This is a genomic window from Bacillus daqingensis (assembly GCF_042654445.1).
GTDB lineage: Bacteria > Bacillota > Bacilli > Bacillales > Salisediminibacteriaceae > Alkalicoccus > Alkalicoccus luteus.
On record NZ_JBHSGK010000013.1, the window covers coordinates 528,570 to 541,129 of the forward strand.

12 protein-coding genes are annotated in these 12,560 nt (G+C 51.2%); 1 reads left to right on the plus strand and 11 read right to left on the minus strand.

The genetic code is table 11. The features are described 5' to 3' along the window. Positions 1-20: 20 nt before the first annotated feature. The 10 genes from ACFO4L_RS13845 to ACFO4L_RS13890 all read right to left on the minus strand — a co-directional run bounded on the left by ACFO4L_RS13845 (position 21) and on the right by ACFO4L_RS13890 (position 9,841). Entirely contained in the window at positions 21-542 is a 522-nt protein-coding gene (locus ACFO4L_RS13845; protein WP_377910270.1) for a signal peptidase I, read from the minus strand. 159 nt (positions 543-701) lie between these two features. Next, positions 702-1,793, minus strand: a complete 1,092-nt coding sequence (locus ACFO4L_RS13850; protein ID WP_377910271.1) for an HD-GYP domain-containing protein — start codon at positions 1,791-1,793, stop codon at positions 702-704. Beyond that, complete coding sequence (locus ACFO4L_RS13855) at positions 1,790-2,422, minus strand: response regulator transcription factor (protein ID WP_377910272.1); 633 nt, start codon at positions 2,420-2,422, stop codon at positions 1,790-1,792. The genes ACFO4L_RS13850 and ACFO4L_RS13855 overlap by 4 nt, the downstream gene beginning before the upstream one ends. Then, a complete protein-coding gene (locus tag ACFO4L_RS13860; RefSeq protein ID WP_377910273.1) occupies positions 2,397-3,428 on the minus strand; it encodes a sensor histidine kinase in 1,032 nt (343 codons plus the stop codon). The genes ACFO4L_RS13855 and ACFO4L_RS13860 overlap by 26 nt, the downstream gene beginning before the upstream one ends. Positions 3,429-3,629: 201 nt before the next feature. Continuing rightward, a complete protein-coding gene (locus ACFO4L_RS13865) occupies positions 3,630-4,853 on the minus strand; it encodes a PQQ-dependent sugar dehydrogenase (RefSeq protein ID WP_377910274.1) in 1,224 nt (407 codons plus the stop codon). 258 nt (positions 4,854-5,111) lie between these two features. Then, positions 5,112-6,317 (minus strand): D-alanine--D-alanine ligase family protein, encoded by a 1,206-nt coding sequence (locus ACFO4L_RS13870; RefSeq protein ID WP_377910275.1) that lies wholly within the window; start codon positions 6,315-6,317, stop codon positions 5,112-5,114. Positions 6,318-6,338: 21 nt separating this feature from the next. After that, complete coding sequence (locus ACFO4L_RS13875; protein ID WP_377910276.1) at positions 6,339-7,934, minus strand: UDP-N-acetylmuramoyl-tripeptide--D-alanyl-D-alanine ligase; 1,596 nt, start codon at positions 7,932-7,934, stop codon at positions 6,339-6,341. Further along, the gene (locus tag ACFO4L_RS13880) at positions 7,931-8,707 is read right to left on the minus strand and encodes an alpha/beta fold hydrolase (protein ID WP_377910278.1); all 777 of its coding nucleotides are present in this window, start codon (positions 8,705-8,707) and stop codon (positions 7,931-7,933) included. Before ACFO4L_RS13880 ends, ACFO4L_RS13875 begins: the two co-directional genes overlap by 4 nt. A 356-nt stretch (positions 8,708-9,063) precedes the next feature. Continuing rightward, complete coding sequence (locus tag ACFO4L_RS13885) at positions 9,064-9,672, minus strand: Fic/DOC family protein (protein WP_377910279.1); 609 nt, start codon at positions 9,670-9,672, stop codon at positions 9,064-9,066. Further along, a complete protein-coding gene (locus ACFO4L_RS13890; protein WP_377910280.1) occupies positions 9,665-9,841 on the minus strand; it encodes an antitoxin VbhA family protein in 177 nt (58 codons plus the stop codon). Before ACFO4L_RS13890 ends, ACFO4L_RS13885 begins: the two co-directional genes overlap by 8 nt. A 148-nt stretch (positions 9,842-9,989) precedes the next feature. Between ACFO4L_RS13890 and ACFO4L_RS13895 the strand changes: the two genes are divergently transcribed. Then, complete coding sequence (locus ACFO4L_RS13895) at positions 9,990-10,901, plus strand: DMT family transporter (protein WP_377910281.1); 912 nt, start codon at positions 9,990-9,992, stop codon at positions 10,899-10,901. Positions 10,902-11,107: 206 nt separating this feature from the next. Here the strand turns inward: ACFO4L_RS13895 and ACFO4L_RS13900 are convergent, their stop codons facing one another. Then, positions 11,108-12,559, minus strand: coding sequence for an aldehyde dehydrogenase family protein (locus ACFO4L_RS13900; protein ID WP_377910282.1), 1,452 nt, complete (start codon positions 12,557-12,559; stop codon positions 11,108-11,110). Between the last annotated feature and the right edge of the window lies 1 nt (position 12,560).

Here is a 12,560-nt window from a genome sequence, read left to right on the forward strand (position 1 = left end):
TTCCCCCTAGTATTGTTTTTTTAGGTGGATGAGGCTCCTTCCGGATTGTCATCCTTTTTAGCTGAGCGGCTGAGCCGCTTCATCAAACTCATCGTCACGACAGCGGTGACAGGCAGCACGATCAGAAGCAGGAACCCTGGCAGTGATGTGATGAAATGGACGACAAATCCTGCGTATGGAATGGTCAGAACATGTCCGCCTTCGATCATCCCCGGCTCGGCCAGTGTGGAATCCACGGTGGCATTTGCATCGCCCATCGTGTGAAAGCCTTCCGGAACGGTTTCCACAATCCGGTGCGTCACGAGCTCCGATCCGGTGTTGACGGTGATAATATCACCTTCCGCATACTGCTCCTGTTCGCCGATAATGATCATATCCTGGGTCGTAAATTCCGGCTCCATGCTGTTTGATAGCACGGTAAGCGTCTGATAGCCGAATAACGACAGGTTGCTTCGATCGTCGTTCAGTATGTAGAACGGCCACGCTAGTATTACTGCTGCCAGAATTCCAGCTGTTACAATCCAACTGCCTATCTGCTTCATGTTGTGCACCTCCCCGCTGTTGTGTGATGTTCTGTTTATAGAATATGATAATCGGGAATTTTTTCCTATTCTTCCCGGGTAGTATTTAAACGACCTTTCAGCATGAACTTTTCCTCCTCCTTCAGGATGAGCAGCCGTAAAAAAAGCCTCTGCCTAATTTCAGGCAGAGGCTTGCTTCTTCATGTTCTCTTGAAAGGTGCGGAGCAGTCGGCCGTTTAGTTTGCCGTCTAACTCTTTGCAAACGGTCCGGACAGCGTCTGCTTCTGTCATCGGAGCGCGGTAGGCACGCCCGTTTCGCATGGACAGATAGGTTTCAATCAATCCGAGCATCTGAGCACGCTCATCTATTTCCCTTTCTGTCAGCGCATGCGGGTATCCGCTGCCGTCAATTCGTTCATGGTGCTGAAGCAGTACGGCACGCACATTCTGCATCCGCTCTTCTGCCGGCATCATATCCACGGCAAAGTGGACGTGTTCCTGCACGACAAGCTGCTCCTGATCGGAGAGCGCACCCTTTTTTTCATACAGGTAATCCGGCAGTGCAAGCCTGCTCGCATAGTGGGCATGTGCAATGAAATCTGCTTCCCACCACTGCAGCGGCGTTTCCTTCGTCTGCATGCCATGCAGCATCAGCGCCATTTGTCTGATTTCCGACCTCGGCACCTGTGTCCGCTGCTCAACAGTCGGAATCAAATTCTCAAACAATGCCAGTACGAACGTGTTTTTCTCAGAAATAACCGATTCCCGAAAGCGATCCTGCAGGCAGTCCATCTTATGTACGATAATGCGGCCAAGCACGGTGCTGATCAGAAACAAAACCAAGTAGGCGGCGTGACCGCCTAAAACAGCCGGTGCTTCATAAAAAGCATAGAGGCCGTAAAAGACTGCATACACAGAAGTCCAGATCCAGAACGGCCGGGCCGTTAATCCAAGTGCCGCGATAAGCGGAAATAACGGCAGGTAAACCCATACTGCATGGTCCGGAAACGGCTCCAGATGCATAATCAGTTTAAAGTAGCTGAGCAGAACAGCGGGATAAAAATAAACAGACCAGGCTGTACGTGCTGCAGAGCGGTATAGCAGGGCTGCTCCCCAGGAAAGACCGGTAACGAGCAGAAGCTCCCGTCCGGAAACGTCACGAGTCTCCGTAAACAGCCTCTCTGCTGCAATGAGCCCTGACGCGATTGTGACAAGCAAGGCTCCCCAGAAGATAATTTTCAAACGCAGCTCTTCATTTGCTTTTCGAATCATCCGGCATTCTCTCTCAGCCGGTCAAAATCGATCAGGTTGTGCTTCAATACGTGAAGAACGGCCTGAGAGCGATTCGGCTGGCCGGTCTTTTTCAGCACTTGCCTGACGTGGCTTTTCACTGTCGTTTCAGAGACAAACAGCTTTTCTGCTATTTCCTGATTGGAATAATTTTCTACAATACAGGCAAACACTTCTTTCTCTCTCGGTGTAAACGAGAGAGTTTCTGTTTCCTGCAGCTTCTCTACCTGCGGCTGAAAGCAGGTAAAGCCGTTGAGCACCATTTCCACTGTCGATAAAATCCGATCCGGCGGCGTATCCTTCATAATGTAGCCGTCAATCTGATTCTGCATGGCACGGGACACATCGCCCTGTTCATCATAAGCGGTCAGCACGATCAGCTTCACGTCGGGGAGGGCTGCCTTTAGTTTTAAGGCATTGTCAATGACAGAAGGACCCGGCATTTTTAAATCAGATAAAATCACATCCGGCTTAACAATCAGCGCCTTTTCTAAAAGCTCGGCGCCGTCAGCCGCTTCTCCGACTGTTGTAAATCCCTCTCTGGACTCCACAATCATCTTCATTCCGTCCCGTACAACCTGATGGTCATCCGCTAAAAGCAGTCTGCACATGCCAGGTCCCCCCTCTTCTTGGTATGGTTACAAAAGCTGCGGTGCCGTCGTGATGTTCCAGCTTCAGCGTTCCACCGAGCTTCTCGAGTCTCTGCCGAATTCCGGTTAGCCCGTATCCGGCTCCGTCCCGGTTGCGTATCCCTCGTCCATCATCCCGCACAACAAGCTCCCACTGCACCGGGTTTACTGTCACCGTAACGTGCAGCGTGCCAGCTCCGCTGTGCTTTGCCGCGTTGGCCATGAGTTCTTCTCCTATGTAAAAAACAGCTTCCTTGATTTCCGGACGTTCCCGCACCGCTGTTCCCTCTGCCGAAAAAACGGGCATCAGCTGCTGATCTGCGCAGATCGTTTCAAGCGTCTGCTTCAGCAGCAGTGCGGGGTCGAGCCGTTCCTTATCACCGCGCAGATCAGCGATGAGATCCCGCGCCTCCTTTTGCAGCTCCTGCAGCCGCTTTTCCATCGTTGCTGTATCCGGCTGCTCCTGCAGCTTCAGTTGAAACAGGAGCGCCGATAAGAAGAACAGCTTTTGTGAAATCGTATCGTGTACCGCCTGGGATGCTCGAATCAAGGCTGCATCCTCTGCCTTTTTTACGGCTCGTTCCCGATCCTCTACAGCCTGCATTCTCAGAAAAAAAACATCGGCCATTTGCTGCAGCTGATACTGCTTCCAACGAACGACCGGATACCAGCTCGTTGAACGGGTCAACACCTCCCACCTGGTCCCGTCCGGTTCGTAGAGCGGGATGATCTGAAATCGTGTGTCGTCCCCAGTCCGGTCTTTCACCTGCACAACCGCAGGCTTGCCGGATGGATGGTCGTCCAGGGCGGTTCGATAAAAATAGGCGTCAGAGTGAAGCGGAGCGCTTTGATGCAGGGGAGCAGTGAGAACCGGCTCTCCGGCCGGGAATGTAGCATCGATGTAAGCTTGAAACACAGCCATCAGCCCTTTTTTTGAATGAGCAAGCTGCAGCTGCTGCACGACCTGCTTCTGAACGGTTGACAGCATGAGGACCTCCTGTTTTTCGTCTTTCTAAATTTTAGCAGGAACAAGGGACCTGTTCAATAGGATTGTCCCAAACTCCTTTAAGCACTTCGACTCAAAATATGAAACATTCTATGATTGTGCTTTTTATTTCATAAAAAAAGAGCCGTTATGCACGGCTCTTCGTCGGGTATAAGTGAGGCAGCTTGCAGCTCACTCGTACCTTTACTGCCCGGGTGTCAGCCGCAGCAGACGATCATCATCCTCTGCCGGGTCGCCCCGGCCGTCGGTATTGTTTGTCAGCACGTATAAGGCGCCGTCGTGATAAAGAACATCGCGCAGCCTTCCTTCCCCGTCGAATACGACTTCCACTTCTTCGCTTTCCTCATTCAGGACATACAGGCTCTGCCCCCTGAGCCCCGTCATGACAAGCTCTTCTTCCTGCCACATCGCCGTGCCGGATGGTGCCCACGTATCGTCTCCGGAATGAAGAAGCGGCTCTTCCATACCTTCTTCCGTTTCATCTCCTTCTATAACAGGCCAGCCATAGTTGTTTCCGGCTTCAATGATGTTGATTTCGTCCAGCGCCTGCGCTCCGTGTTCCGAGCTGTACATCGTGTCATCTGCGGCCCAGGCCAGGCCTTGCGGATTTCGATGACCGTAGCTGTAAACGTAGGAGTCGTCCATCGGATTATCCTCCGGGACCTCGCCTTCAAGCGTCATACGCAGAATGCTTCCTGCAAGCACGTCCGGATCCTGTGACCATTCGGTTACTTCCGCATCCCCTGTCGTTGCGTAAAGCATGTCGTCTGGTCCGATCGCCAGTCTGCCTCCGTTATGTGTCCTGGCTCCTTCAATTTCGTCCAGCAGGACCTCTGTCTCCTCCCAGTTATCCCCGGTGCGTTCTATTTGCGCAATTTTATTCAACAGCTCGCCGCCGCTCTCATACGTATAGTAAATAAAGGCGCTGTCGTCATCAGATTCAGACGGAACAAATCCGAGCAGCCCTCCTTCTCCTTCCTGTACGATTGCATCCGATGTATCAAGCTCTACTTCCGTTACGCTGCCATCTGAAATGTCCAGCAGCGCTCCTTCCCGGCTTGTAAGCATAAAATTCTCTTCGTCATAAACAGCGATCGACCAGGGGCTGTCCAGGTTGTCTGCGACGATTTCAACGTTCCAGTCCTCTGTACCCGTACCGAGCAGGGATATTTGATCAGCGCCATCACCGGCGGTCTCTGCTTCCTCATCTGCTTCGTTATCTTCATTGGCTTCATTCTCATTGTTTTCATCATTTTCGATTTCGCTGTTTTCCGGCTCGGTATTTTCTGCTGCATTGCCGTTCTCATTCTCGATTTCAGTATCATCATTGATCGTCACATCGTTCTCCTCCCCGCCCTGACAGGCAGCAAGAAGCACAACGGCTGACATGACCCACGCTTTTCTCATGCAAACACTCCTTTATCTGTATCTGTGTTTCTTTACCCGATTTCGACCCTGATCAAAAGAAAAGCAGATGAAGCAAAGTGAACGGCTCTCGAGCGAATCAGAACGAGGTAAAAATCCGGCGCATTGAAAAAGGAAAAGCGGAGGACGTTCCCTCCGAAAAGCGAGTGTTAGTAGATGCAAGGGTATTCAGCCATAACAACAGGATCGAGAATTCGAAAAAACCGCCCGGGGAACCGGACGGTTTCAGCTGATTTACTTTTATCGTTTGGACGAGCCGCCTTTGCTGCCTTTCGATCCGCCCTGCTGCAAAGAGAACAGATTGGAATCGATGGAAAACATGAGGCGTCCGCGTTCCCGCTCGCGCTTCAGTGCGAGCTGGATCAGCTGATCGGTCAGCTGGCGGTACGATTTTCCTGCCGGCTCCCATAAATAGAAGGAAAGGGAGCCGGGAATTGTATTGATTTCATTGATGTATACTTTTTTCTGATCGTTGTCGATGATGAAGTCGATCCGGGAAACACCGCTCGCTCCGAGTGTACGGAACGATTCCTCTGCAAGCCGCTTCACTTCAGCGGTCATGCTGTCACCGATTTCGGCAGGAATGATTCGGTTCGTCGATTCCATCCCCTTGCTGGCACCGCCGTTTTTCGAGCTGCTTCCAGCGTATTTATCCTCATACGACAGAAATTCATCCGACCCGAGCACCTGCTCGCACACAGAAGACTCGACGTGTTCTGTATCTCCGACGACGGAACAGTTTACCTCCGTCATGTTCTGCACCATTGGTTCCACGACAATTTTTTGTGCGAACCGCTGAGCCAGGTCGACTGCTTCTTCAAGCTCTTCCCGGTCGGCAGCTTTGCTGATGCCGACGCTTGACCCGAGGTTTGCCGGCTTTACGATCACCGGATACGGAATGCTTGATTCAATCCGTTCCAGCCAGACGGACGTTTCCTCGTTCCACTGGGTCGAATAAAACGTGACAAAATCAAGAACAGGAAGTCCGGCGTCCCGGTAGATCCGCTTCATCTGCACTTTGTCCATGCCTGATCCGGAACTCATGACATCACAGCCGACGTACGGCAGATTCAGAAGCTCCAGGTAGCCTTGCAGCACCCCGTCTTCGCCGAACGTTCCATGAATGACAGGGAACGCCACGTCAATTTCAGCAATTTCTGCTTTCCCAAAGCGGGGACGAGGCTCCTTATTCACGATGACCCTTCCGTCTGTAGTCCGCTGCAAGGACATGTTCTGCGCGTCCTGAAGCAGCTTTTTCAGATCCTTGTAATTCTCAATATCGAGCAGGTTATCTCCCGTATACCAGACGCGATCTTTGGAAATGTAGATCGGCGTGATGTCGTATTTGGATTCATCCATGTTTTGAATAGCCTGCAGGGCTGAGATAACTGATACTTCGTGCTCGACGGATACGCCGCCGAATATAACCGCTACGCGTGTTTTCATCCTTGCATCCCCCATCTTCGTCTATTCATTAAAAGTGTCCGGCAGATCGTTTTCCAGCAGCACGATCGTATCTGCCTGTGCCTTTTCATGCATGTGCTGGATCGCGTCATTTAAATCAGCTGCGACATAAAACTGCGATTCCGGATAGTTCGCTTCAGCAAGACCATCCTGAAGCGGCTTTGTCTGCTTTTTACCGACGAGAATGACGTAATCGCAATTCTCGGCAGCATGCAGCGCGAGCGTTTTATTCAGCTCATACTCCTGATCGCCAAGCTCGATCATTCCCGGTGTTACGAGCATGCGGAAGCCGTCCATTTTCCCAAGTACTTCTACGGCCATTTTGGAACCGACCGGGTTGGAGTTAAAGCTGTCGTCAATAATCGTAATATTGCCGTTCGCCGGCTTCAGCTCCAACCGGTGTTTAACTGGGGGCAGGTTTTTGACAGGCACCGTCATCTGCTGCAGGGTCATGCCCATTTCCAGCCCGATCGCGATGGCTGCGAGCACGTTGTAAATGTTGTGTTTTCCGAGCAGCCGTGTGCGGAAGTGCTCGGTTGTGCCATCTTTCAGGGTGACAGTAAACGTCATCCCTTTTGAGCTGTATCCAATATCTCCGGCATGAATGTCTACATCTGTCCGCTCAACGCCGTAATAAACGCGGCGGGCCGGATTTTTAGCCTCGTAGGACATGATGTTTTCGTCGTCCTTATTCAAGACTGCTACGCCGCCTTCCGGCAGTGTTTCCACGATTTCATGCTTCGTCTTTTTTATATTATCGAGTGTTTTGAACGTATCCAGATGCTGCGGACCGATCGCTGTAAGAATACCGTACTGCTGGTTGACGATTTCACAGACGTCCTGAATATCTCCCGTCTGCTTAGCCCCCATCTCTGCGATGAAAATTTCATGATAGGGCTTCAGCTGTTCATTAATCGTCCGGGTTACCCCAAGACGAGTGTTGTAGCTTTCCGGTGTCATCAACACGTTGTACTTCGATGACAGGATCGCCTCCACAAAATGCTTCACGCTTGTCTTTCCGTAGCTGCCGGTGATCCCGACTACTTTCAAATCAGGTGAAGACTGAATCAGCCGCTTGGCATCATCCACAAACCGCTGGTTGATGCTGCGCTCGATCGGCTCATTGATCAGGTTGGTAAGCTTCACAAGACTGAATGGGAAGACGGCTGTTACGAGCAGAATGACGACGGCGAAGCCCATGTTGACAAAAGCTCCAAGCCCCGTAGCAACCGCTGCAATCAGCCCGTACATCAGATACGTGACGCCGAACAGACGCTGCACACGCTGCGTGTAAACGAGCTTTTTCTTTTCCGGTTTGCGTGCTGCATAAAAAGCCGCAAACACGAGTACGAATACAGCAGAGGCAACTGCTAAAATTAAAATGTCTGAATTGGAAAACAACAGGATCACAACCGGAACGAGATAGAGCATCTCAGCCGGTGAGTAAACTTTGCTGCTGTTTTCTGACATCCATTTGGCGTATCGTTCATTCCTGTACGAATTCAGCTGCAGCATATGTACGCTGCGCTTTACTTTCAAGGTGACAGGCAAAATCCAGGCTGTCAGGACGACTACAAAGAAAATAATAGTTGAAATCATGAGCTGCTCCTTTTATCGTTCTCTAAAAATGAATGAAGCACCGCATTAAACTGCTGCGGCTGATCGAGGTAGGCGAAATGCCCGGCGTTTTTTAACACCACAAGCCCGGCATCCGGAATCAGCTTCTCCATCTGCTGACCATGGCTGACCGGGGTCGCCGTATCCTGCTCGCCAAAGATGAGCAGCGTCGACGCTTGAATGGACGGCATCAAGTGCTGAAAATCATCGTTGACGACCTTCACGAGCGTCTGCTGCATCGTGCCGCTCACGTTTTTATAGTCCGCCGAGCCGACACGTCCTTTCATTTTGTTTAAAATGTCCTCCCGGTAGCGGTTCAATCCAGGCAGCTTCAGCAAATGCTTCGCTGTTTTGTAAGAGTATACCTTGGCATAGTAGGAGGGCTTCCGTTTCGGCTTAATCCCCGCTGCATCAATTAAAATCAGCTTATGCACATCGCCGTATTCGGCTGCATAATGAATCGCCGTTCTCCCGCCGTGGGAGTGGCCGGCGATAATCGGCTGTTTAATGCCTGTTTTCTCTATAAACTCGCGAAGCGCACGGCTGTAGTCCGTGGTGTCCCACGGTTTATCAGGCTCGTCGCTTTCACCGAATCCTGGCAGATCCAGCGTGTACACGTGAAAAAATGGCTCCAACGCTTTATGTACCGGCATCATCGTCTTCACTTCTGCACCCCAGCCGTGCAGTAAAATGACAGGGCGGCCTTCGCCGGATTCATGATAGTGCAGACGCCCGTGTGCTAAATCTATGTACATGATGCATTACTTCCTCTCTGCAGGTCAGCACTGATACGATTCGATTCAGGTGCTTCTTTTCTGTGCGTTTTCCAATTGTCTATTCTACCATAGTTGGACGCCGTAAAGAAGCTGTCCGTTACGCTCTATAGACAAGGATTTTTCTTTTTTCGCATATCCTTTCTGCCTATCCTCATACCCGGGAAAAAGGGGATGGAAAACGTGCAACGTATTTTACTCAGAACGGTACGCGAACTACTGCAGCGTTTTTAGAGCTGAAGGCCTCTGCCTTTCGCTCTCAACAGCCTCTCCCTGCGTCAAATGAGGTCCGGCCGTTATCTTCCATAAAAAAAGCGGCGGATGATCTCCACCGCGGCTCAGGTTGCATCAGCCGATTTTCCCATCGGTTTCAGCAGCCGGTATAATACATCTTCAAGCGGGACCGGGTCCGTAACCGAGCGGATCGAAGCTTCCAGCACTTCTGACTTATCGGCTTCCGCCCAGTTCAGCTCAAAGCCTGCATCGTAAGAAAGGGCCCGAATAAATTCACGGATGCTGCGGCCGTTTCCGTCTCGAAATGGATGCAGCACGTTCATTTCTGCGAAATACCAGGCAAGCTTCTTTGCCAGCGTTTCACGGTCCATATTCTGCCATTTTTCCTGCTGAAGCGCAGAAAAAAGGGCAGCTGCACTCTGCTCAATGTGGGCTGCCTGAGCAAACGTGAAGCCGTCCTTCGAGATATTCTCCTGGCGCACCTTGCCGGCAAATGGATACAAGTCCTGAAAAATCCAAGCGTGAATCCGGCACAAATGGGCAAAATCCCAGCCGCCTTGAAGTGGCTTCAATGATAGCTCTGCCAGACGTTTAGACGTTAACATGGCATCGAGACGCTGAAGCTGTTCTTCCCGGCGTATATGAAAATAATTGCGAAGTGTTTCTGTTCCGGGATAACAGTACCTAGACGGTCCTGACCGGTATTTACTCATGACGGGAAAGTTCCAGGGCACGCTCAACGAAAGCTTCTTCACTCATTCTTCCTGAAAGCTGGTCCATCACGAGAGCCTCCTGCTTAGCCGAAAGCGTCATTCCCTCTACTGCCAGGGATGCCCGGGCAGATTGAAATGCTGACTTGATTTCTTTATTGCTCCTTGACACTGATACATCGCCTCCGTTTTAAGCTACTTCTATTATACTATATATTGTTCGTCTTTTCACCTTTCAGCTGGGGTGTTTTCGCCTTAACATAAGGCTTTTCTTTTTGCTTTGCGCGTATTAAAATGAGGAGCGTGCAGGAGGGATGCCAATGACTTCCAAAACCGCTTATTTACTTGTTATGGCCGGGGCTGCCCTCTGGGGCACGACCGGTTTATTCGTAAATGAACTAAACGCCGCAGGCTTTACACCTTGGGAGGTAGTCGGAATCCGCCTCTCCTTTTCTGCTGCACTTCTGCTCGCCTTTCTTTCGGTGTATGACAGAAGCCTTTTATATGTAAAACTGAAGGATCTTCCTTTCTTCGTCGGGACCGGCATCGTCAGCATAGCGTTTTTCAATTACTTCTTTTTCTCTGTAATTGAGGGAGCCTCCATTTCGCTGGCGGTCGTCTTACTCTATACGGGCCCGGTGTTTGTCGCACTCATTTCCCGTTTGACCTTTAAGGAACCGTTCACGGCCCGTAAAAGCGCAGCACTGGTCCTGATGCTGCTTGGCTGTGTGTTTACCGTCGGCCTGCTTCCGGCAGGTTCGTTATCAACGTCTGGCACGATGATTGTATTTGGCGTTCTTTCCGGCTTCTTTTATGCGCTTTACAGCATCTTCGGAAAATACGTCAGCGGCCGCTACCATGCCATGACCATTACGACGTATTCGATGGTATTTGGAAGTCTGTTTCTGCTGCCGACGAGCAGGCTTTGGGAGAAAGCAGAGCTCTTTACCGGCGGCGTCATCCTTTCCGGACTCGGCCTCGCTCTTTTTGCGACGGTTGCTGCTTACATTTTGTATACAGCTGGACTCCGCTGGATTGAATCAGGAAGAGCTGCGATTCTGTCGACTGTAGAACCTGTCGTCGCGATTATCATCGGACTGCTCGTTTACGGGGAAGTGATTACCGTGTGGCAGGGAGCAGGTATGGCGCTCGTAATAGGCTCCGTCCTGTTGACAGTTAAACGACAAAAACGAACGCATCCGATGGCTCAAAAGTGGAAAGGCTCTGCCTGAACAACGAAAAGCACCTCAGGATCAGAATCTCAGCCGGAGCTCATGATGAGAAAATCACGCCAGCGTCGAATTTACTGAAAAGGTTTTTCAGTGTAAAGGCCGAAAGCTGAAGTTCTGGAAACGTACTATTTTCGTTTATCAGACAACTTATAAAAAGCGCCTCAGGACTTGTAGATCCTGAAGCGCTTTTCTTCTTCCTGCTGCATTTACACGGACCATGGCTGTGTCAGCTTAAAACAAACGACGCGCGGCTCCGTCATTTCCTGAATGGCGTGAGCGACGCCTTCGCGTCCTAAACCAGACTGCTTCACACCGCCAAACGGCATTTCGTCAATGCGGTAGTCACTGCTGTCGTTTACCATCACGCCTCCGACATGCAGGTGATGAACCGCATAAAAGGCATGGTCAATACTGGAAGTGAAAATGCCGGCGTGGAGACCATAATCTACGTCATTTGCCGCTGCAACCGCCTCCTGCAGCCCTGCCGTCTTCTCAAGAATAACGACTGGTCCGAATATCTCCTCATAATAGACCCGGCAGCTGTGCGGAACGTCAGCAAGCACTGTCGGCTCGTAGAAGGCACCGTTTCGTTTGCCGCCCTGCAGAATGACCGCTCCTGCTGCTACTGCTTCGTTCACCCACTGCTCGACCCGCTCTGCTTCCGACTCTTGGATGAGCGGTCCCATATCCGTCCATTCAGACAGTTTATCTCCAGTCTGAAGCTCCTTCGTCCGCTCGACAAATAAATCGGTGAAATCCTCATACAGCTCATCCTGAATGAATACCCGCTGCACGCCGATACAGTTTTGCCCGGCTGCAGCAAATGCGCCAGAAACTGTCGATCTTACTGCATCGTGGAGATCGGCATCATTCAGCACGATGACAGGTGAATTAGACCCAAGCTCCATCCCCAGCTTTTTCCGTCCTGCCTTTTCTGCGATACGATCCCCGGCTGATGAGCCGCCGGTAAATGAAACCATCTTGACAGCTGGATGCGACACCAGCTCGTCTCCAAGCTCCCTGCCGGAGCCCGTCACAACGGACAGGAATCCTCTTGGAACACCCGCTGCATCAAATGCTTCTGCCAGCAGCAGCGCACTAAGCGGTGTAACCGAAGCTGGCTTCACGACGACTGCGTTGCCGGCTGCAAGCGCCGGACCTACCTTATGCGCGACGAGATTAAGCGGATCGTTGAACGGTGTAATCGCCGCTACGACTCCGATTGGAAAACGGAAATAATAGCCGGTCCGGTTCTCACTTCCTTCACGCTGGTCGAAATTAATGGTTTCCCCTTTTACTCGGCGGGCTTCTTCGGCACTGATACGAAGCGTTTGAATCGCCCGACTCGCCTCTCCCCGTGCCTCCGTGATCGTTTTGGATCCTTCCCGTGCGATCGTATAAGCGAAACGCTCGTGGTTTTTCTCCACATAATCTGCTGCTCGCTGAATGACGCGGATGCGTTCGTGCACCGGCCATGAGGAAATGGCCTTAAACGCCTCGTCAGCACCGTCAATAATCGTTCGGACCGTTTCTTTCGAAGCCTTTGGTACAACTGCAATAACCTCATTATTTTGAGGGTCCATCACCTCAAACGTTTCCTCCTGGCTGACCCAGTCACCGAGGGCATACATTTTTGCTGAGAGCACTTTCGTCTGCACA